The organism is Acidimangrovimonas sediminis (assembly GCF_002871005.1).
Classification (GTDB): Bacteria; Pseudomonadota; Alphaproteobacteria; order Rhodobacterales; family Rhodobacteraceae; genus Acidimangrovimonas; species Acidimangrovimonas sediminis.
The window spans coordinates 229219-249096 of the sequence record NZ_PHSN01000014.1; the positions used below are offsets into that span (position 1 = coordinate 229219).

Below are 19878 nucleotides of genomic sequence, written 5' to 3' on the forward strand. Positions count from 1 at the left end.
GGCCGATACCCGGCAAGACCCACGCCTGAACCTGCCGGCCCCCGCGACGGGGGCCCGCGCGGGCTCAGGCGTCGCCGTCGCCCAGCGGGTGCAGACAGGCCGCCGCATGGCCCGGCCCGAAGCCCCGCATCGCGGGCACATCCCGCGCACATTCCGCCGTCGCCCGCGGGCATCGCGTGCGAAACACGCAGCCCGAGGGTGGATTGATCGGCGAGGGGATATCGCCGCCCAGCACAATGCGTTCCCGCCGGCGGTCGGGATCGGGCACCGGGATCGCGGACAGAAGCGCCCGGGTATAGGGGTGGCGCGGCTGGCGGAACACCTCGGCCGCGGGGCCCTCTTCCATCACCTGGCCTAGGTAGAGGATCAGCACCCGGTCGGCGATCTGGCGCACCAACGCGAGGTCATGGGTGATGAAGACCATCGACAGGCCCAGATCCGCCCGCAGATCCTGCAGCAGGCCGACCACCTGCGCCCGGATCGACACGTCGAGGGCCGAGACCGCCTCATCCGCGACGATCACCTCGGGCTCCAGCGCAAGCGCGCGGGCGATGGCGATCCGCTGACGCTGACCACCCGAGAAATCCGCAGGCCGCCGCGCCGCCGCCGTCGCGGGCAACCCCACGGTATCGAGCAGCCGCGCCACGCGCTCGGCAACCTGGTCCTTCGGCACGATCGCGTGCAGGCGCAGCGGCTCCGCCAGGATCTGGCCGATCGTCATCTTCGGATCGAGACTGGCGAACGGATCCTGGAACACGATCTGCAACCTGCGGCGCAGGTCGAAAAGGCGCTTCTCCGGCAGGCCGATCAGCTCCGTCCCCTCGAAGGTCACGCTGCCCGAAGTGGGGGGCACCAGCTGCATCAGGCAGCGCCCGAGGGTGGTCTTGCCCGATCCGCTTTCGCCGACCAGCGCCAGCACCTCGCCGCGTGCGAGATCGAAACTGACCCCGTCGACCGCCCGCACCTTCTGGCCGTGGCGGGCGCCGAAGGCGGTGCGCACCGGGTAATGCTTCACCAAGTCGCGCACCTTCAGGATCGCCGGGCGCTCCGCATGCTCGGGGTCCGGCACCAGATCGGGGCGCGCGGCCTGATCGGGCAGCGCCTGCCAGCGCAGGCAGCGCACCGAATGACCGGGCGCCACCTCTTCCAGCGCGGGAAGGGCCGCGGCGCAGACCTCGGTCGCGGCGGCACAGCGCGGGGCGAAGCTGCAGCCCGGCGGCATGTCGCGCGGCGCCGGCACGTTGCCGGGGATCGCCTGCAATCGCGCGACCCGCCCATCCTCGCGCGGGAGCGCGGCAAGCAGACCGCGGGTATAGGGCATGCGCGGGTTCTGCAGCACCTCGCGCACCGGCCCTTCCTCGACCACCCGGCCGGCGTACATCACGCAGACCCGATCGGCGATCTCGGCCACGACGCCAAGGTCATGGGTGATGAAGAGAACCCCCATGCCGCGGCTGTCGCGCAGCCCCCGGATCAGGTCGAGCACCTGCGCCTGCACCGTCGAATCCAGCGCCGTCGTCGGTTCGTCCGCGATCAGGAACTCGGGGTTCGCCGCGATCGCGGTGGCGATCATCACCCGTTGCCGCATGCCGCCCGAAAGCTGGTGCACGAACTGGTCAGCCCGGCGCGGCGCATCGGCGATGCCCACCTCGCCCAGCAGGCGGATCGTCTCGCGCCGCGCCTCGGCCCAGCCCATGCCGGAATGCCGCACAAGGCTTTCCGAGATCTGCTCCGACACCTTGAGCACGGGGTTGAGCGCGGTCATCGGCTCCTGAAAGATCACGCCGATGCGCTTGCCGCGCGCCGTATCGAACGCGTCGGGCCCCTGCCCCGCAAGCGCGGTTCCACCCAGCGTGATGCGCCCGGCCGTTCGCTGCGCCCCGGGCGGCAGCAGACCCGCGATGGAAAGAGCCGTCATCGACTTGCCCGACCCGCTTTCGCCGACCAGGCAGACGATCTCGCCCCGCCCGACGGACAGGCCCACTTCGCGCAGGATCGGCACCGGCCCCTCGCGGCCGGCAAAGCCGACCGAAAGGGCGTCGACGCGCAGCAATTCCTCCGTCGCGGATGACGGCACGGGCGAATTCAGGGGGCGAGCGGCGGTCAATAGCAGTCCTCTACAGTCCAGTTGACGGGGATTTCCGAGATGCTGGCCGTTGCCGGCAATTCCAGGACGAGACGGACGATCCGGGCAACATCGGAGGGCTGGGTCAGATCCTCCGGCGGGATCGAGGCTCCGGCCGCCATCTCGGTCGCGACGAAACCGGGGCAGATCGCGGTGGAGCGCACACCGCTTTCCTTGCCGCATTGTCTGAGGCCATGGGCAAGACCAACGGCCGCGAATTTCGACAGGGCGTAAAAGCTCGACCCCGGCGACTTCGCGCGCTTGCCCGACAGCGAGGCGATCGTGACGATCTTGCCCCGCCGAGCGGCCAGTTCCGGCCAGATCGCCCGGGTAAGGCGAAGCGGCGCCTTGACGTTCACCCCGAAGAGCGCGTCGAATTCGGCGTCGTCGGCTTCCAGCAGGGTCTTGCGGCTGTGGATCCCCGCATTGTGAACCACCGCGTCGATCCGGCCGAACCGCGCGAGGGTCGCCTGCGCCCAAGCGACCTCCGACCCCGGTTCCAGGGCGTCGTAATGCCGGGTCAGAACAGCCGGTCCCGCAGGCTGGGTGATTGGCGAGCGCGCGCCGAGGCTGAGCGCCCAGCCCGCGGAATGCAGCTCATGCGCGATCGCGGCACCGATGCCGCGCGACGCTCCGCTGATCATGACGACTGGCTGCAACCCGTTCTCCCGGCTTGATCGTGGCCTACCATGATATATGATATATCTCAATCTCTATCACGGTAGCGCCCGACGGATCGAGACGAAATACTGCGTCATGCCTACCAATGCGCCGGGGCGGTGCCGGGCGTCCCGCCTTGGGCGCACCGCGCCACGCCTTTGGCGCCCCGGATCGGCCCCGGATCGTCCATGTCCCGCGCCACTTCGGGGCTTCGTCGCAGGGTTTCCAGTTCACCCTGGGGTGACGCACGGGGGCAGCTCTGCTGATGCCGCGCCTCCTGACCTTGCGGATTCACGGCCTGAATCCTGCTCGTGCAGAGTTCCGGAACGCGGCGCCGGCAAAAACCGCTGGCCCGCATGACGATCCGCGGATCGCAGACAGGTCAACAGGCCCGACGCCTCGCCTCTTGCTGGCGTGGATGCCCCTGGCATTCCGGCGATGTTGCATGAGGATTTCAGGCGTGCCGCCATTGGCACCCACCGCCCGGCAGAGCCGACGGATTTCGGTTCCGATCTGATCTGAAGTGGCCGGGGCGGTCAGGCCTGCGCCGGCTGAGAAACGCGGTAGATCTCTTCAAGCGACATCGCCCGCGACTGGTCGATCTGCATCGGAGCGGCATGGCCGAATGCGCCCGGGCGCGTGCAGGTCATCGCCGCTTCAATTGCCGCGGCGCGCAACAGAACCTCGGTCGATTCCCCCTTGAGCAGCCCCACGAGCACCCGCGCGATGAAGGTATCGCCCGCACCGAGGCTGTCGTGCAGATCGGTCGGCTGGGCGGGCACCTGGCAAAGACCTTCGCCGTTCAGCATCAGCTCCCCTTCGCCACCCCGGGTCACGAGGACGTTCTCGGCCCCGTGCGCCCGGACGGAGCGCGCAAGGCCCAGCGCCTCTGCCTGGTCCAGCTCGCCGCCGGAGAAGGACATCAGGAAGCAGAAGGGGGCGACACGCGCGATCCGCTCCGGATCGCGGACGGTGGCCATGTCGTAGGTAAACCCCTGCCGGCATCTGGATGAAGAGGTTGCGGTCGTGTCCGCCGGCCTCAAGCAGGAGGACCCGGCAATCGGGATCTTCGGAAAGCCGGTCCGCCAGCACGCAACCCGCCGATCCCGCGCCGACGACGATGTAGTCGTAGTTCCCTGCCTGGTCCATATCGGCCCCTATACTTTCACCCGGGCGGCGGCGGGGTCGTACATCGGCTTGAGCGAGGCCTCGGCCAGTATCCGTGTGCCCATCACGTCGATCTCGTAGCGCGAGGCCAGCACCTCGGCCGCGCTTTCGCCCGCGCACGGGACATAGCCCATGCCGATCGCGCCCCCCAGCGTGTGGCCATAGGCGCCCGAGCTGAGATAGCCCACGATCTCGCCATCGCGCAGGATTGGCTCGTGGTGGAACAGAAGCGGCTCGGGATCGGTCAGGCGGAACTGCACGAGGCGCCGCGCGGGTCCGGTTTCCTTGCGGGCGAGTACCGCCGCGCGGCCGATGAAATCGGGCTTTGCCGTGCGCACCGCAAAACCCAGCCCGGCGTCGATCACGTGGTCCTCGCAGGTGATGTCGTGGCCGAAGTGGCGGAAGGCCTTCTCGATCCGGCAGCTGTCCATCATGTGCATGCCGCACAGGGAAAGGCCCACGCCCTGCCCCGCCTCCCACAGCACCTCGAACACATGGCCCGCCATGTCGGAGGAGACGTAGATCTCCCACCCCAGCTCGCCGACGTAGCTGACGCGGTGGGCCCGGGCCAGCGCCATGCCGATCTCGATTTCCTGCGCGGTGCCGAAGGGGTTCACCGCATTGCCGAAATCCGCGGGCGAGACGCGCGAGAGCAACGCGCGGCTCTCCGGCCCCATCACCGCCAGCACCGCCTCGCCCGCGGTGACGTCGATGATGACCACGCTGTAGCCGCCGCTGTGGCGGCGCATCCAGGTCTCGTCGGCCAGCCGCGTGGCGGCGGGCGTCACCACCAGATAGGCGGTTTCCGACAGCCGGGTCACGGTTACGTCCGCTTCGATCCCGCCACGCGGGTTCAGGAACTGGGTGTAGACGATGCGGCCCACCGGCACGGCCATCTCGTTGCCGCAGATGTGGTTGAGAAACGCCTCCGCCCCCGGCCCCTCGACCCGCAGCTTGCCGAAGGAGGACATGTCGTACATGCCCACCCCTTCGCGCACCGCCCGGTGTTCGGCCGCCGAATTCTCGAACCAGTTCTGTCGCTTCCAGCTGTAGCGATAGGCGCCCTCCTGCCCGGGGGCCGCAAACCAGTTCGCCCGTTCCCAGCCCGCCACCTCGCCGAAGACCGCGCCGCGTTCGGCCAGATGGGCGTGGAGCGGCGAGCGGCGCACCCCGCGCGCCGTGGCCTTCTGGCGGAACGGGAAATGGTCGGCATAGAGCAGGCCCAGCGTCTCTTTCGAGCGTTCGAACAGGTAGTGCCGGTTGCCCTGGAACGGCTGCATCCGCGCGATGTCGACATCGCCGAGGTCAAAGGGTTTTTCGCCATCCTCCATCCACTGTGCCAGCGCCATCCCCGCACCGCCAGCCGACTGGATACCGATGGAGTTGAACCCGGCGGCGACCCAGATGTTGTCAGCCTCGGGCGCGAGGCCCAGGTGATAGGCATCATCAGGGGTAAAGCTTTCGGGGCCATTGAAGAAGGTGTGGATCCCCGTCTCGGCCAGCATCGGCATGCGGGCGCAGGCGGCCTCCAGAATCGGTTCGAAATGGGCAAAATCCTCGGGCAGCTGGTCGAATTCGAAACTCTCGGGGATGCCCGTCCTTCCCCAGGGCTTGGCCCGCGGCTCGAACGCGCCGAGCAGGATCTTGCCCGCGTCCTCCTTGTAATAGGCGCATTCGTCGGGCACGCGCAGAACAGGCAGCCGTGCCAGACCCGCGATGGCCTCGGTCACGACGTAGAAGTGCTCGCAGGCATGCAGCGGCACGTTCACCCCCGCCATGCGGCCGACCTCGTGGCCCCACATGCCCGCACAATTGACGATCGCGTCGCAGGCGACATGGCCCCGGCTGCCGTCTTCGCCGGTCCAGTCCACCCCGGTCACACGCCGCCCGTCCCGGGCGATCGCGGTGACCTTCGCGCCCTCGACGATGGTCGCGCCCTTCTGCCGCGCGCCCTTGGCCAGGGCCAGCGCGATGTTGGCAGGGTCGGCCTGCCCGTCGGTCGGCAGCCACACCCCGCCGGTCACCCCCGCGAGGTTCAGGTGCGGATAGCGCGCGCCCACCTCGGCGGGCGACAACTCCTCCACCGGCACACCGAAGGCCCGCGCCATCGCGGCCTGGCGATAAAGCTCCTCCAGCCGCTCGGCCGTCAGCGCGGCCGAGATCGAACCGCATTGCCGGAACCCGGTGGCGACCCCGGTCTCGCCCTCGATCCGCGTGTAAAGCTCGGCCGAGTAGCGCGCGAGGCGGGTCATGTTGGCCGAGGACCGAAGCTGCCCGATCAAGCCCGCCGCGTGCCATGTCGTGCCCGAGGTCAGGCGCTTGCGTTCCAGCAGGACGATGTCGTTCCAGCCGAGGCTGGCAAGGTGGTAGGCGACCGAACAGCCGATGACGCCGCCACCGATGATGACGACGCGGGCATGGTTGGGGATCTCTGGCATCTCGTGCTCTCCATCGCCGCGGGGCCGCGGGCTGCCCCGGCACCCTGCCACCGCCGTGCGCAGGGAAAACGTCAGTTTGCGTCACGAAAGCCGCGGTTCTCATCGCCCGGCAGGAAACGCCCGGGCAAACCACGGGCGAGACAGAGTTCCTCGACGCGGTTCCCCGGTGGCCAGAAGAGGCTGTCGAGGGGGGGGGCGGCTACCTATTGCGGCTTCTGCGACTTCCACGGCTGCGGCAACTTCTCCAAATCCTCGTCGCAGGCCTGCATCCTGCCGGTGCTGATGCGCCGCAAGAACTTCACCCTGCTGACCGAGACCGAGGTGCTGCACGGCGTGAAGGCCAAGGACGGCAAGACCCTGACCGGCGTGCGCTGCATCACCGGCGACGGCGAAGAGGTGTTCCAACCGGCCGACGTGGTGATCTTCACCGCCTACCAGATGGACAACGTGCGCCTGATGCTGCTGTCCCAGGTCGGGACGCCCTACGATCCGTCGACGGGCGAAGGCACGATCGGGCGGAACTACAACTACCAGACCTGTTCGTCGATGACCGGCTTCTTCGACGACAGCCACATGAACCCGTTCATCGGGGCCGGTGCTCTGGGTGTGCAGATCGACGACTTCAACGGTGACAACTTCGACCACTCCGGCCTCGATTTCATCGGCGGCGCGGGGATCATGGGCTATTCGACTGACGGCCGCCCGATCGCGCACATGAACAGCCTGCGCGGCGGGGCGAAACGCTGGGGTTCCGAGTGGAAGAAGGCGTATGCGCGCGATTATTCGACCGCGGGCAACATCTTCTGCCAGGGCACCTCGATGCCGACGCGCGGCAACTACCTGTCGCTCGACCCCAATTACAAGGACCGCCACGGCCAGCCGCTCCTGCGCGTCACCTTCGACTGGGCCGAGAACGGCCGCAAGATGACCAACTACGTCACCGACAAGGCCAAGGAGATCATGGTCAACGCGGGCGGCAAGGACATCAACCTCGAGCGTCAGACCGACACGAGCTGGAACCCCTACAAGCAGGATAGCTCTCACACCATCGGCGGTGCGGTGATCGGCGACGACCCGACCCGCTCGGCGCTGAACACCTACCTGCAAAGCTGGGATTGCCACAACCTCTTCGTGGTTGGCGCCTCGGCCTTCCCCAACAACGGCGGCTACAACCCGACCGTGACCGTGGGCGCCCTGGCCATCCGTGCCGCCGAGGCGATTCACAAGACCTACATGTCGAACCCCGGCGCACTGGTGAAAGGCTGACCCGATGGCAAACTGGAAGAAGACCGGCACCGGCGTCGGCGCGCTCGTCGTCCTCGGTGTCCTGGTCGCCGGTGTCTGGGCCTAAGGATCTGAAATCCGTCGCGACCTACCTGAAGTCGCCTCCGGCGGCGCAGGTCACGCAGGTCTCGGCCATGTCCGCTGATGGCGCGGGCCTCAAGGCAGGCAAGCAGACCTTCGAGGTCAGCTGCTCGGCCTGTCATGGGACCAAGGGCGAGGGCATCGCCGAGGGCGTTCCGGCCTTTGCCGGCAACAGCCAGATCCGCGATCAGCAGGCTGACCGCGACGCCTACCAGCGCGGCGAGGACATTGCCGACCACCGCCGACCAGGGTTGCGCCAGCGGGCTGTTCGTCACCGCGAAAAGCAGCACCGAGGTCGCCCCGAAGGGCGCGACAAGGTAAAGCCCGAGAGTCGGGTCAACCGCCGGGGACAGCACGAACAGGCCAGTGAGGCCCAGCCCGACAAGGGCGCCGACCCCGGCCCGGATTGAACCGCTCCGGGTTTGCCGGGGCATGCGCGACCGCGGGCCCGAGAGAACGAAGGCAGCTCATGATCCCGGACCTCCGATGATGTCCCTGGGCCCGCGCGGCGCGACGCGGCAACCGGCTGTCATGAGGGCGAAAGCCCGAAATCCATTGGCGCCAGCGCCATATCCGCGACCGAATAGGTGTCGAGCACGTCGAGGAATGCCTTGCGCGCCTCGGCAAGCGGCGAGATCAGGCGGCAGCATTTGGTAATCGTGCAGGCATTCCCCGCCCGCATGCATTCGACCAGGCCGAAATCCGTCTCCATGCGGCGGACGATCGCGCCCACGCCGATGTCCTCGGGCGCACGCGAGAGATTGAGCCCCCCTGACCGGCCACGTTGCGCGGTCAGGAAGGCGCCCTGCGTCAGCGCGTTCACCACCTTCATCACCGTGCTGCGGGGCACGCCGTAGGCTTCGACCACCTGGTCGATCGTGAAGCGTCGATCCCCCACGGACGCAGCATAGATCATGACCCGCAGGGCCACGTCCGTCGTGTCGTTCAACCGCATTCCAGTTCCCTTCTGCCGCCGCCCCGAGGGCAGGACGCGATGTCGCAGGCAATTAACATACGAATCGTTAGCATCTTATCGGCGGCAAGTATAGGTACGCAACGCCGGCATCTTTAACTCAGGAGGCACCCATGCCCAAGCCGCTTACCGAAGAAACCCTTGCCATCATCGAGGCGACCGCGCCGGTGGTGGCAGCACATGTCGACCGGATCGTGCCCTGCATGTACGGCAGGTTGCTGGCCGATCCGGAGATCCGCGCGCTCTTCAACATGTCGCACCAGCACGGCAACTCGCCCCAGCACAAGGCGCTTGCCGGGGCGCTGGTGGCCTATGCCACGCACATCCGCAATCCTGGCGTCCTGGCCGGCGCGCTGGAACGGATCGCCCAGAAACATGCGGGCCTGCAGATCCTGCCCGAGCACTATCCGCACGTCGCCAGCGCGCTTCTCGGCGCGGTTGCCGAAGTGCTGGGCAAGGCCGCAACGCCCGAGATCCTTGCGGCCTGGGGCGAGGCCTACTGGTTTCTGGCCGACACGCTGATCGCGCGCGAGGAAGAGATCTATGCAGGCTCCGAGGCCCGCGACGGCGGCTGGCGCGGGTGGCGGCGCTTTCGGATCGCGGCCAAGGTGCCGGAGACGCCCGAGATCGTTTCCTTCACCCTCCGCCCGGTCGACGGCGGGCCGGTCCTGCGGCATCGTCCCGGCCAGTATCTGAGCTTCCGCTTCACCCCGGCGGAAGGTGAGGAATACCGCCGCAACTACTCGATCTCCTCGGCGCCAGACGGCGAGAGCTACCGCATCACCGTGAAACGTGAGCCGGGCGGGCGGATCTCGACCTGGCTGCACGACGAGGTCGAGGTGGGCGCCGAGGTCGACGTCGCCGCGCCGGCGGGCGAATTCTTTCTCGATCCCACCGACAAGCGGGAGGTCGTGCTGCTGTCGGGCGGGGTCGGTCTTACGCCGATGATCTCGATGCTGGAAAGCTACGGTGGCGGTGATCTTCGTATCGTCTACGTCCATGCCACCCGCAACGGCGCGCATCACGCGATGCGCGAGACACCGGCGGCCCGGGCGAGCGAAAGCCACGTCTTCTATGAGGAGCCCTCGGAAAGCGACCTGTGTGATGGCGTCCGTGCCGGGCGCATCGACCCGACCTGGCTGGTCGAGATCAGCGACCCGTCGCATGCCGATTACTTCGTCTGCGGGCCGGTCGGCTTCATGCAGGAGATGGTGGCGGGGTTGAAGGCCGCGAATGTGCCCGAGGCGCGCATTCATCACGAGTTCTTCGGCCCGGCCTCCGCAAGCATCGGCTGACCCGAGCGCCGCGGACACGGCGGAGTTCCCGAATGTCGGGAATTCCGCCTGCAGAGAGCGTGCGATGGGCCGAAGACCGGGAAACGACATGAGTTCAGCGATCTTGGCGTTTAGCTGCTCGATCCTGCCGTCGTTCCCGCTACCGCCGTGTCATCCGGTGCAGGCTGAACCCGAGGATCGCGATGCACCCGAGGATCAGCAGAAAGGCGGCGGGCAGCGGGGCCACGCTCCCCGACTTCGCCAGGGCCGCCAGCACCGCGATCAGAACGACCAGTTGCAGCGCGAGGCTGCCATCGTCGACGAACAGGCCATAGAGTTCCTTGAGGATCGAAGACATCAGCTGCATCAGGCGGCCTCCTGCCGGGCGCGGACGCCGCGCATGATCGTGACGGCGGAGAGCGAGACCGCCAGCAGCACCAGAAAGATCCCGAGGATCGACAGGTCCGCACCGGGCCAGGGCGCGCCCATGCCCTCGCCCGTCCAGAAGATGCCGAAGGCGCTCAACATCAGCCCCACGGTGAATTTAAGCGTGTTCTCTGGCACTTGCGAAAGCGGCTTGTGGACCAGCGCACCGAGGATCAGCACCGCGAGTGCGGCAGCCAAGGCCCCGAGGGCCGCGATCCCTGTCATCCGGTGCGCGGTGCCCACGGCGATCACGATGAAAACCACCTCGATCCCTTCCAGCAGCACGGCCTTGAACGCGGCCATCCCGGCCAGCCAGTCGGCCCGTGCCTCCCCCGCCTGACGTTTCAGGGCATCGGTCTCGCGCGCGAAGGCCGCGGCCTCGTCATGCAGCGCGATGTAGCCCGCGGCACGGCCGATCGCCTTCCTGAGCCAACGCATGCCGAACAGGATCAGCATCGAACCGATCACGAATTGCATCAGACCAAGCGGGATCAGCGCGAAGAGCGGGCCAAATATGGCCACCAGCACGGCCAGAAGCGCCAGCGCGGCAAATGTGCCGATCAGCGCCGGGCGCCAGCTACGGGTCAGCGCGACCGCCAGCACGATGGTGAAAGCCTCGACGACCTCGACCGTGGAGGCCAGGAACGAGGCGGTCAGTGTGGGCAGGATCGACGGGATGTCCATGGGTGTCCTTTCCGTTGGACGTGGCAGGCGCGGGCAATACGCGACATCGCGCGGGCGGCAGCGAGAAGGTGATCAGATCGCCGGCCAGCGCGTGACTTGGCCAGTCGAGACGGAGCAGCCCGCCGCCAGTCTTGACCAGTAGCCGCCAGCAGCGGCCATGAAAGGCCGCATTCAGAACGCGGCCCCGGATCCGCGTGGCGGGATGCGCTTCGGCGGGCCGGACGTCCTCGGGCCGGACCACCAGCACGGCGGCACCATCCGCGACGGACCCGTCCGTCAGAAGTGCTGTCTCTCCGCCCGCGGGAACGAAGCGGCCGCCGCACCCCTCTCCCGCCATCAGGCTGAACCCGCCGATGAAGCCAGCGACAAAGGGGTCTGCGGGCGCGTCGTAAAGGCGCTGCGGCGTGTCGAACTGGGCGATCTCGCCCGCCCGCATCACCGCGATCCGGTCCGACATCGCCATCGCCTCGCCCTGATCATGGGTGACGTAAACGACGGTGATCCCTTCGCGGCGCACGAGGCTCATCATCTCGGTGCGCATGTCCTCGCGCAATGCCGCGTCGAGGTTCGAGAGCGGTTCGTCGAACAGCATCAGCGCGGGCCGCGCGGCAAGGCAGCGGGCGATCGCCACGCGCTGCTGCTGACCGCCCGACAGGTCCTGCGGGCGGCGGTCGCGGAACGGCGACATCCGTGTCGCGCCCAGTGCGTGGTCGATCCGGGCCCGGGCCTCGGCCGCGGGCAGACGCTGCGGCCTGAGACCGAAGGCAAGGTTCTCCGCGACGCTCATGTGCGGCCAGAGCGCGTAGTCCTGGAACACCATGCCGATCCGGCGCCTCTCGGCCGGGATATTGAGGGCGGGCGACCAGACGACGCGCTCGCCCAACGCGATCTCCCCCGCGTCGGGATCCATCAGCCCCGCGATCATCCGCAGTAGCGTGGTCTTGCCCGACCCCGAGGCACCCAGGAGCGAGACCACCTCGGCCGGTTTCACGGCAAGGTCGAGCCCCTTCAGGATCTGCTTGCCGCCAAGCGTCTTGGCGATGGATCTGCAGGTCAACGCCTGGGTCATGAGCGGTCTCCTGTCCCGCGGCCGAAGGTTAGCTGTCGGCGCAGGATAATCCAGAGGGTTCCGGCGACGCCGCCCGCCGCCAGCATCGAGATCAACGACAGCGCCGAGGCGAGCCCGTCTTCGTCATGATCGAAGAGATTGACGACGAGGGGCGGCAGCGGGCTGCCCTTCAGCGGTATCAGGAGCTGCGAGATAGGCAGTTCGAAGATCGTGCGGATGAAGGTGAGCAGGAACGCGGTCAGAACCGCCAGCAGGATCAGCGGCAGCGTCACCCGCATCAGCCGCGCCATCGGGCCGTGGCCCGACAGCCGCGCGGCGGCGTCGAGGCTGGGCGAGAGCTGTCCCAGCGCGGTGAGGATCACGATCAGGCAATAGGGCAACGACGCGGCAATGTAGCCGGTGACCAGCAGCGAGGGCCGGCCGTAATGCGGGAGCGGCCAGCCGGTGAAGCCCGGGAGCCGGTTCCACACGAGGATGTAGCCAAAGCCCAGCACGATCCCGGGGATCGCCACCGTGCCGATCGCAAGGCCGAGAACCGCGCCGCGCAGCCCCGTGCCCGCCGCCTCGACCCTTGCGGCGAGGATCAGCGCGATCAGGCTTGCGGCCAGCGCCGTGACCAGCGCGTAGCCGAAGGAGTCGAGGAAGGCGGCGTTCGCATCGGTGCCATAGCTCAGGACGGCGGTGAGGTTCGCGGTGGTGAAGTTCGCCACCGCCAGCCCGTTGCCCAGCGTCGCGGTGAAGGCCCGCCCCGCGATCGCCGCCAGCGGCAGCCAGAGCGCGAGGGTCGCCACCACCAGCGCGATACCGGCGACCGGCCAGCGCCACGGCCCGCGCGACGGCGGCCTCGCACTGCGCGACCGGCCCGAGATCAGCCGCGCCTGCCCCTGGCGCCGCAGCATCCGGTCGGCGAAGACCGCTGCAAGGATCAGGCACAAGAGGATCAGCGCCTGCGCGCCCGCGGCGGGAAAGTCGATCGGATAGTCGGCGACGGCGGTATAGATCCCGTAGGTGAGCAGGCCAAAGCGGGCCTGATGCGCGATCGTCGCGGCGAGGCCGAAGTCCGACAGCACCTCGGCGAAGGTGGCGATAAGGCTCAGCGCCAGCGCAGGGGCGAGGAGCGGCAGGGTGACCTTGCGAAAGATCGCGAAGGGCGAATTGCCCGAAAGCCGCGCGGCCTCCTCCAACTCGCCACCAAAACCTGCGAGCGCGGCACCGACGATGAAGGCGGGCAGTGGAAACAGGCTCAGCGTATGAACGAAGACCAGCCCGCCCAGGCTGAAGAATCCGCGGGCCGTGTCGGGCGGGATCACCCCCAGTTGCACGAGGTAGCCCCCTGGCATCATCAGAAGCACCCAGGCCAGCGCCTTGAGGTATGAGGGCATCAGAAACACCAGCCACGGCACTGGCACGATCAGCCATCTCAACGGCAGGGCGAAACGCACGGTCAGGATCGCATAACCCGCCCCCAATGCGGTAGAGGTCAACGCGGCAACCATACCCAGTTCCAGCGAATGCAGCAGCGATTGCAGGGCCCATCTTGTGCTGAGCGCGTGGATCAGTGGCGCAGGGTTGAAGGCGAAGCTGGGGTTGCGCAGCGCAAAGAGGTCGGGAAACACCGACTGGCCGATGACGGTGGCCAGTGGCAGGCCGATCAGCAACAGGAAAACGGCGAGGATCGGCAGGGTCGCCCCTGCCGCCCGCCAGCGCGCGCCGCCCCGGCGCCGCAGGGTCGGCGCGGCGGAGGCTCCGCCCGCCGCGCCAAGTGTCTCGGTCACGCGCATGCCATTACCGAACGAAGGTGTCGCGGTACCATTGTTTCCACGCGGTCTCGTGCGCGGCCGCGGCCTTGTCGTCCAGCTGGATGAAGTTGATGTCGGTCGGACGGTCGCCCTTGGCCTTGATGCCCTTCACCACCGGGATGTAGTACATGTCGGTATCATCCCCGCCCGACTGCGCCGCCTGGCCTTCCTTCGAGAAGACGAAGGCTATGAACTTCTCGACCTCTGCCATGTGCTTGGACTTGGCCGAGATCGCCAGCCCCTCGGGCAATGCGACCGACCCTTCCTTGGGATAGATCACCTGCACCGGCTCGCCCTTGCGCATCTTGGCGATGATCGAGCTGTCCTGGTTGATGCCGATCTTGGCATCGCCGGTCAGGATCGCCTTGTTGATCTTGCCACCCGACGAAAAGCTCGCCAGCGACTTCGAAGTCAGCACCTCCTGCAAAAGCTTCTTGCCACCTTCAACCCCATTGGTCTGAAAGAGACCCGCAAGCCACTGGTAGGCCGGGCCCGAGAAGTTCGGGTCCTTCGCGGCGACCGCCCCCTTGAACCTGGCGAGATCGGCCCAGCCGTGCGGCCAGTCGGCCTTGGCGACCTTCTTGCTGCCCACTTCGATCGCGGTGGTCGAGGCACCGGTCGGGATGAAAGCGTGGTTCGCCGGGATCAGGCTTTCGCCCAGCTTGGTGAAGGGCACCTGCTTGAGGATCTTTTCCGGCACCGGCCGGACTACCCCGTTTTCAAGCATCCGCGTCAGCACGGCCGAACCGTCGACCCAGACCACGTCGAACTGCGGGTTGTCGCCCTCGGCCGCGATCTTGCCCAAGAGCTCTCCGGTGGATCCGGGCTGTACCACATCGACCTTGATCCCGGTCTTCTTGGTGAAGGCCGCGGCCACGTCCTTGGCGAAGTCTAGCTTGTCGTACATCACGATGTCGGCCATCGCCGGCAGTGCGGCGGCACTGGCCAGCACGGTCGCCAGCGCGGTGATCTTCCAGGTCTTCATCCTTTTCTCCCTTTTCCGGAGGTTTGGCTTGGGTTGGAAACTTTCGGCGCCGCCCGCAGGGCGACAGGTGCGTCGGCGGGCGCGGCAGGCACCGAGCGGTGGACGCCGCGCTTGATCCAGTCGCGATCCAGGCGGCCACGCAGTCGCCCCACCGTGTCGAGCCCCGCGATTGCGCGGTCGCGGTCCTGTGCAGCAAGGCCAAGGATCAGCGCCTCGATCAGCACCATGGTCGCACCGTGCATCGACAGATGTTCCGATCTGCCACGCGGGACGGCGAGCATCTCGACCACCCGGTCGCCCACCTGCGGCCCAAGACTGTCCGAGATCAGAACGACCTTGGCGCCGCGTTCCGACGCACGATCCAGCACGACTTCGACCTCGCGATAGATCGGCGCATAGGCCAGCATCACGACGACGTCGCCCGGCGCGAGCCAGGCCAGGCGGTCGGCCAGGGCGATCCCGGGGCTGCTGAGGGTATGGCTGCGCAACCCGATGCGGTTGAACTGCAACGCCGCATAATCGGCGATCGCGCCAGAGGGACCGATGCCGAAAACATACCGCATGGGCGCCGCCGCGATCAGGTCGAGCACCCGGGCGAACGCCGCGGCCGTCTCTGGCCGCGTCAGTGCCCCGAGCGCCGCGGTATGCAGCGAAAGGACATGATCGAGGATCGCCGCAGGTCCCTCGCCCGCCGCGTCCAGCGTGCGCGAAAGGAGGCGTGCTGGCGAAGCCGCCCCGGTCAGTTCGGCCAGAATGTCCTCGCGCATCTCGGAGAGGCCCGCATAGCCCAGCGAGCGTGCCGTGCGTACGACGGTGGCATCGCTGGCCCCCGCCGCCTCGGCGATCTGCGCGGCCGAACTCAGCACGACCGCCTCCTTCTGCGCGGCGAAGAAGAGCGCCATCCGCGCCTCGGCCGGGGGCAGTTGCGGCGCCGCCGTCTCGACCCGCAGGTCAAAGCCGATGCGTGCTCCACTGTCCCTGCCCATGATGACCCCCGGAAGAATTCGCTACCGGGAACGTGCATAGGAAGCGATCACGACAGCCAGGTAACGGTGTCGATCACGGCTTCGTGGCACCGGGGTTCCATCGGGTCGGCGCATGCGGCGATGCGAGATCCGGTTCGTCCCGCGCAACGACAGCGCGGGTACCGGCAAACCCCGCCAATATCTTCAAGGCTTTCCGTGACGCGGGGGCAGCCGGCCTGTCCGCCCTGCTTCTCGACCGTCTTGACTTCTAAATCAAGATTGTATGCACTTATGAAAAATAGCCGTGATGATTCGCTGATTTACAGGGAATTACGCCAGAACTTCCGAAGAAATGCATACAATGCTGTTGGATGGCGCAAATCGAGAGGACATGCAGCAGAGCGTCTACGAAGCGCTCAAGAAAGGCATTTCGTCCGCACGCTACGCTCCCGGCGCGCACCTCAGGGAGATTCACATTGCAGAGGAACTCGGCGTCAGCCGCACCCCGGTGCGCGAAGCCATCCGCCGGCTCGGCGGCGAAGGCTGGGTCGAGCTGCTGCCGAACCGGGGTGCGCGGGTTACCCAGTGGTCGATGCGCGATATCGAGGAGATCTTCGAGGCGCGGGCGCTGATCGAGCCCTGGCTCGCTGGTCAGGCTGCCTTGCGCGCGACGCCCGCTCAGATCGACGAGCTCGAGGCGCTCGCCCTCAAGATGCAGGACATGTTTCACGCCGAAGGCGCAGCGGCGATCGTGGATCGTTGGTTCGAGGCAAACAAGGCGTTCCATGATCAGATCGCCGCGGCCGCAGGCAATCGCCGACTCGAGCAATCTCTCGCTGCAATCAAGGACGTTCCGCTGATCCGCTGGACCTTCGCCACCTTCGGGGACGGAGACCATATGCGCAGCATACGCGAACATCTGGAGCTGGTTCAGGCCCTGCGGACGGGCGAGCGCGCCTGGGCCGAAGCGATCATGCGGTGCCACATCCTGGCCGCCCGTACCTCCGTGGTGCGCCGCGCGGAACATCCCGAACCAGAGACGGAGACCTGACTGGCCGCCCTCGCGGCCGGGAGGGGCGGCGGGGGCGGCTACATCGCGAACAGAGGAGGATTCGCAATGACCCTGGCCGTGAACGCCGGGCCGAGACTTGATCGGCTTCCGACAACTTCATTCCACCGCCGATTGCTCTGGCTGATCGGCGCGGGAATGTTCCTCGACAGCTTCGACATCTACCTCGCCGGCGGGGTCCTCGGGGCGCTGAACCAGCAGGGCTGGTCCAACATCCACCTGACCGCGGCGTTCCTGTCGGCGACCTTCTTCGGCATGCTGATCGGCGCCTTCGCCGCGGGGTTTCTGGGCGATGCCAAGGGACGCAAGTTCACCTACCAGTTCAACCTGATGATCTTCGGTCTCGCCTCGCTCGCAGGTGCCCTTGCGCCGAACATGTGGTTTCTGATCGTCGCGCGCTTCTTCATGGGGCTGGGCCTCGGGGCGGAGATCGTGATCGGATACAGCTCGATCGGCGAGTTCATTCCGCCGAAGGTACGCGGCAAGTGGTCGTCCTACCTGTCCCTGATAACGAACTCGGCGCTCTTCGTCTCGACCGCACTCGGCTACCTGATCATCCCGACGATCGGCTGGCGCGCGATGTTCGCGATCGTCGGCGTCGGTGCGCTGGTGATCTGGTACCTGCGCAAGGCGATGCCGGAATCGCCCCGCTGGCTGGAATCGCAGGGGCGTACCGAGGACGCCAATACCTTGATGGACGAGATCGAGCGGGAATGCGCTGGCGGCGGCAGCCTTCCCCCGGTGCAAACGCCCGTCGGATCGGCCGTGTCCGAGGGAAGCTTCTGGTCGCTGTTCCGGCCGCCGCTTCTGTCCCGCACGCTGGTGTCGATCTGGCTTCAGGTCGTGATCAACTTCGTGATCTACGGCTTCATCGTCTGGATCCCGACCTTCCTGATCGCGCAGGGCCTGCCGCTGCGGTCGTCGCTGGGGTATACGACGCTGATGTCCCTCGGTGGGCCGGCGGGCGCCTTTCTCGGTGTCGTACTGGCCGACCGGATCGGGCGCCGCAACGGACTGGTCTGCGTGGCCATCGTGGCGGCTGTGCTGGGCTGGCTCTACGGACACGCGAGCGGCATGACCGAAGCCACGGTCTACGGCTTCCTTTTGTTCAGCTGCACCTACCTGATGGTGGCGCTCGGCATTGCGACCTACATCCCCGAGATGTTCGGCACGGCGGTCCGGATGCGCGCCGCCGGGATCTCCGGTGCGGCAGGCCGGGTCGCCGGGATCATCGCGCCGCAAGCGGTTGTAGCCGTCTATGCCGGCGGCAACACGGCGGGTGTGCTGGCCATGGTGACCGCGATGCTCATCTCGATGGCGGTCGTCATCGCGGTCGCGGGGACCGAGACCAATCACCGAACGCTGGAAGACATCGACACCGGCACTCCCGACGCGGTGCCGCAGGGGCGCAGCCGCCCGGAAAACATCTGACACGACAATCCACGATCCGAGGACACCAACAATGACCGACCACGCTTTTGAACCCGCCACCTCGGCGCGCAAGGCGCTGCGCCGCAAGCTTGCCGGCGATACGCTTGTCGTCGCGCCGGGGGTCTTCGACATGATCTCGGTGAAGATGGCAGACCAGATGGGCTTTGACTGCCTCTACATGACCGGCTTCGGCACCGTCGCTTCCTACCTCGGGGTGCCCGATGCAGGTCTTGCCAGCTATACCGACATGGTGAACCGCGTCACCACCTTCTGTGGTGGCGCGCAAACGCCGATCATCTGCGACGGCGACACCGGTTACGGGGGCCTCTTGAACGTGGCCCATACCGTGCGCGGATACGAGCGCGCGGGTGCCGCCGGCATCCAGCTCGAGGACCAGGAATTCCCCAAGAAGTGCGGTCATACACCCGGCCGCCGGGTGATCGAGACCGACGACATGGTGCGCAAGATCAAGGTCGCGGTGGAAACGCGCGAGGATCCGGATTTCCTGATCGTCGCGCGGACCGACGCGCGCACCTCGCTCGGGCTCGACAATGCCCTGCGCCGGGCCGAGGCCTACGGCAAGGCGGGGGCGGACGTGCTGTTCGTGGAATCTCCGGAGAGTGAGGAGGAGCTGGAGACGATCGGCGCCCGCTTCGATCTCCCGCTCCTGTGCAACATCGTCGAGGGCGGGCGTACGCCGCAGCTGTCGCCGGACCGGCTTCAGGCGCTCGGTTTCTCGCTGGCGATTTACCCGGGGTCCGGTTTCTGCGCCGTCGCCGAGGCCCTGCGTCGGGTCTACACGGATGTTAAGGCGCGGCGCGGCACCCTTGAGGCAGGCGACGCGCTCTATCCCTTTGACAAGATGTGCGACCTGATGGGATTTCCCGCCGTGTGGCAGTTCGACAAGGATCACGCGTCGTAGGATGGACTGAAGGAGGGACAGCAGGATGGTGCTGCACTTCGCAGCTTGTCGAGGGCGCGCAAATTTCGCCTCGGCTGTCTCACAATCTTCGTATTCAGGTCAAAGGCCGACCGGACTTGCCCGGTTTTCTGGAGAGCGTTTATCTCACTCCACGGCCCCTTCGCTCGAATGCGGTGGGGCCCAGGAAGCCAAGCGGTGAATGCTGCCTGACGGGATTATATGACCTGCCACGGGTCTTTCACCCAGCTGCAACCGGAGCCCGGTTGGTATTGATCCGCATCCCAACGTTGGACCGCCCGGAGGCAGAGTTTTCCGGCTTCGCTCAGGGTGACGGGCAATTGCGGTGATCAGGACCCGCGCGCAGTCAGCGGGGGTCTGGTAGTTCAAGCCCGAGTGTGGGCGTTCGGTATTGTCGTCGGCAGCCCAGGCGACGATCACGATCCGCGCGTAAGCCAGATTGTGGAACACTGTCTCGTTGAGATGGCGTAATCGGGGCTTCGCTCCCGGTCCTGCCGGTGATCTCCTT

General features: G+C 67.1%; 16 protein-coding genes and 4 pseudogenes. 6 read left to right on the top strand and 14 right to left on the bottom strand.

The annotated features are described in order from the left end of the window. Nucleotides 1-64 precede the first annotated feature (64 nt). From CVV76_RS14640 to CVV76_RS14660, 5 genes and pseudogenes are all read right to left on the bottom strand, one after another. Nucleotides 65-2077: a dipeptide ABC transporter ATP-binding protein gene (locus CVV76_RS14640; protein ID WP_158243163.1), complete on the bottom strand. Its 2013-nt coding sequence runs from the start codon at nt 2075-2077 to the stop codon at nt 65-67. A 26-nt stretch (nt 2078-2103) separates the two neighbouring features. Further along, a complete protein-coding gene (locus tag CVV76_RS14645) occupies nt 2104-2784 on the bottom strand; it encodes an SDR family NAD(P)-dependent oxidoreductase (RefSeq protein WP_233192960.1) in 681 nt (226 codons plus the stop codon). Nucleotides 2785-3321: 537 nt separating this feature from the next. Next, on the bottom strand, nt 3322-3765 hold the full coding sequence (locus CVV76_RS25425; protein ID WP_102225403.1) for a PfkB family carbohydrate kinase: 444 nt from the start codon (nt 3763-3765) through the stop codon (nt 3322-3324). A 7-nt stretch (nt 3766-3772) separates the two neighbouring features. Then, a pseudogene (locus tag CVV76_RS25430) lies at nt 3773-3934 on the bottom strand (NAD(P)-binding protein); the annotation flags it as partial. An 8-nt stretch (nt 3935-3942) separates the two neighbouring features. Further along, the gene (locus tag CVV76_RS14660) at nt 3943-6390 is read right to left on the bottom strand and encodes a GcvT family protein (RefSeq protein ID WP_102225404.1); all 2448 of its coding nucleotides are present in this window, start codon (nt 6388-6390) and stop codon (nt 3943-3945) included. 282 nt (nt 6391-6672) lie between these two features. Between CVV76_RS14660 and CVV76_RS14665 the strand changes: the two genes are divergently transcribed. Together CVV76_RS14665 and CVV76_RS25435 are read left to right on the top strand one after the other, a co-directional pair. Then, nucleotides 6673-7656 (top strand): GMC oxidoreductase, encoded by a 984-nt coding sequence (locus tag CVV76_RS14665; RefSeq protein WP_332888545.1) that lies wholly within the window; start codon nt 6673-6675, stop codon nt 7654-7656. A 152-nt stretch (nt 7657-7808) separates the two neighbouring features. Beyond that, nucleotides 7809-7928 (top strand): annotated as a pseudogene (locus CVV76_RS25435) (c-type cytochrome); the annotation flags it as partial. A gap of 15 nt (nt 7929-7943) precedes the next feature. On the opposite strand, the pseudogene CVV76_RS25440 reads toward CVV76_RS25435, so the two are convergent. Both CVV76_RS25440 and CVV76_RS14675 read right to left on the bottom strand, forming a co-directional pair. Then, nucleotides 7944-8189: pseudogene (locus tag CVV76_RS25440) on the bottom strand (HPP family protein); the annotation flags it as partial. A 95-nt stretch (nt 8190-8284) separates the two neighbouring features. Continuing rightward, nucleotides 8285-8710, bottom strand: coding sequence for an RrF2 family transcriptional regulator (locus CVV76_RS14675; protein ID WP_102225407.1), 426 nt, complete (start codon nt 8708-8710; stop codon nt 8285-8287). A 131-nt stretch (nt 8711-8841) separates the two neighbouring features. On the opposite strand from CVV76_RS14675, the gene hmpA reads away from it, so the two are divergent. Next, nucleotides 8842-10023, top strand: a complete 1182-nt coding sequence (gene hmpA, locus CVV76_RS14680) for an NO-inducible flavohemoprotein (RefSeq protein WP_102225408.1) — start codon at nt 8842-8844, stop codon at nt 10021-10023. A gap of 139 nt (nt 10024-10162) precedes the next feature. Here hmpA and CVV76_RS14685 read toward each other — a convergent pair whose 3' ends face one another. The 6 genes from CVV76_RS14685 to CVV76_RS14710 are packed head-to-tail and all read right to left on the bottom strand — an operon-like array spanning nt 10163 to nt 15951. After that, entirely contained in the window at nt 10163-10369 is a 207-nt protein-coding gene (locus CVV76_RS14685) for a hypothetical protein (RefSeq protein WP_102225409.1), read from the bottom strand. Further along, complete coding sequence (locus tag CVV76_RS14690) at nt 10369-11112, bottom strand: COG4280 domain-containing protein (RefSeq protein ID WP_102225410.1); 744 nt, start codon at nt 11110-11112, stop codon at nt 10369-10371. The genes CVV76_RS14685 and CVV76_RS14690 overlap by 1 nt, the downstream gene beginning before the upstream one ends. Further along, a complete protein-coding gene (locus CVV76_RS14695; RefSeq protein ID WP_102225411.1) occupies nt 11006-12181 on the bottom strand; it encodes an ABC transporter ATP-binding protein in 1176 nt (391 codons plus the stop codon). The genes CVV76_RS14690 and CVV76_RS14695 overlap by 107 nt, the downstream gene beginning before the upstream one ends. After that, on the bottom strand, nt 12178-13956 hold the full coding sequence (locus CVV76_RS14700; protein WP_158243164.1) for an ABC transporter permease: 1779 nt from the start codon (nt 13954-13956) through the stop codon (nt 12178-12180). Before CVV76_RS14700 ends, CVV76_RS14695 begins: the two co-directional genes overlap by 4 nt. 10 nt (nt 13957-13966) lie before the next feature. After that, a complete protein-coding gene (locus CVV76_RS14705; RefSeq protein WP_102225413.1) occupies nt 13967-14965 on the bottom strand; it encodes an ABC transporter substrate-binding protein in 999 nt (332 codons plus the stop codon). Continuing rightward, nucleotides 14962-15951, bottom strand: coding sequence for a MurR/RpiR family transcriptional regulator (locus CVV76_RS14710; RefSeq protein ID WP_102225414.1), 990 nt, complete (start codon nt 15949-15951; stop codon nt 14962-14964). Before CVV76_RS14710 ends, CVV76_RS14705 begins: the two co-directional genes overlap by 4 nt. A 340-nt stretch (nt 15952-16291) precedes the next feature. Between CVV76_RS14710 and CVV76_RS14715 the strand changes: the two genes are divergently transcribed. The 3 genes from CVV76_RS14715 (at nt 16292) to CVV76_RS14725 (ending at nt 19352) form a co-directional block, all read left to right on the top strand. Next, nucleotides 16292-16981, top strand: a complete 690-nt coding sequence (locus CVV76_RS14715; RefSeq protein WP_199178617.1) for a GntR family transcriptional regulator — start codon at nt 16292-16294, stop codon at nt 16979-16981. Between the two features lie 66 nt (nt 16982-17047). Then, on the top strand, nt 17048-18430 hold the full coding sequence (locus CVV76_RS14720) for an MFS transporter (RefSeq protein WP_102225416.1): 1383 nt from the start codon (nt 17048-17050) through the stop codon (nt 18428-18430). 31 nt (nt 18431-18461) lie between these two features. After that, entirely contained in the window at nt 18462-19352 is an 891-nt protein-coding gene (locus CVV76_RS14725; protein ID WP_102225417.1) for an isocitrate lyase/PEP mutase family protein, read from the top strand. A gap of 238 nt (nt 19353-19590) precedes the next feature. On the opposite strand, the pseudogene CVV76_RS14730 reads toward CVV76_RS14725, so the two are convergent. Continuing rightward, a pseudogene (locus tag CVV76_RS14730) lies at nt 19591-19878 on the bottom strand (integrase core domain-containing protein); the annotation flags it as partial.

What these genes read in the sequence shown, in the direction of transcription:
- CVV76_RS25425 (WP_102225403.1), bottom strand. Translation starts at nt 3,765, where the DNA reads ATGGCCACCGTCCGCGATCCGGAGCGGATCGCGCGTGTCGCCCCCTTC.
- CVV76_RS14660 (WP_102225404.1), bottom strand. Translation starts at nt 6,390, where the DNA reads ATGCCAGAGATCCCCAACCATGCCCGCGTCGTCATCATCGGTGGCGGC.
- CVV76_RS14665 (WP_332888545.1), top strand. Translation starts at nt 6,673, where the DNA reads ATGCGCCGCAAGAACTTCACCCTGCTGACCGAGACCGAGGTGCTGCAC.
- CVV76_RS14675 (WP_102225407.1), bottom strand. Translation starts at nt 8,710, where the DNA reads ATGCGGTTGAACGACACGACGGACGTGGCCCTGCGGGTCATGATCTAT.
- hmpA (WP_102225408.1), top strand. Translation starts at nt 8,842, where the DNA reads ATGCCCAAGCCGCTTACCGAAGAAACCCTTGCCATCATCGAGGCGACC.
- CVV76_RS14685 (WP_102225409.1), bottom strand. Translation starts at nt 10,369, where the DNA reads ATGCAGCTGATGTCTTCGATCCTCAAGGAACTCTATGGCCTGTTCGTC.
- CVV76_RS14690 (WP_102225410.1), bottom strand. Translation starts at nt 11,112, where the DNA reads ATGGACATCCCGTCGATCCTGCCCACACTGACCGCCTCGTTCCTGGCC.
- CVV76_RS14695 (WP_102225411.1), bottom strand. Translation starts at nt 12,181, where the DNA reads ATGACCCAGGCGTTGACCTGCAGATCCATCGCCAAGACGCTTGGCGGC.
- CVV76_RS14705 (WP_102225413.1), bottom strand. Translation starts at nt 14,965, where the DNA reads ATGAAGACCTGGAAGATCACCGCGCTGGCGACCGTGCTGGCCAGTGCC.
- CVV76_RS14710 (WP_102225414.1), bottom strand. Translation starts at nt 15,951, where the DNA reads ATGGGCAGGGACAGTGGAGCACGCATCGGCTTTGACCTGCGGGTCGAG.
- CVV76_RS14715 (WP_199178617.1), top strand. Translation starts at nt 16,292, where the DNA reads ATGCTGTTGGATGGCGCAAATCGAGAGGACATGCAGCAGAGCGTCTAC.
- CVV76_RS14720 (WP_102225416.1), top strand. Translation starts at nt 17,048, where the DNA reads ATGACCCTGGCCGTGAACGCCGGGCCGAGACTTGATCGGCTTCCGACA.
- CVV76_RS14725 (WP_102225417.1), top strand. Translation starts at nt 18,462, where the DNA reads ATGACCGACCACGCTTTTGAACCCGCCACCTCGGCGCGCAAGGCGCTG.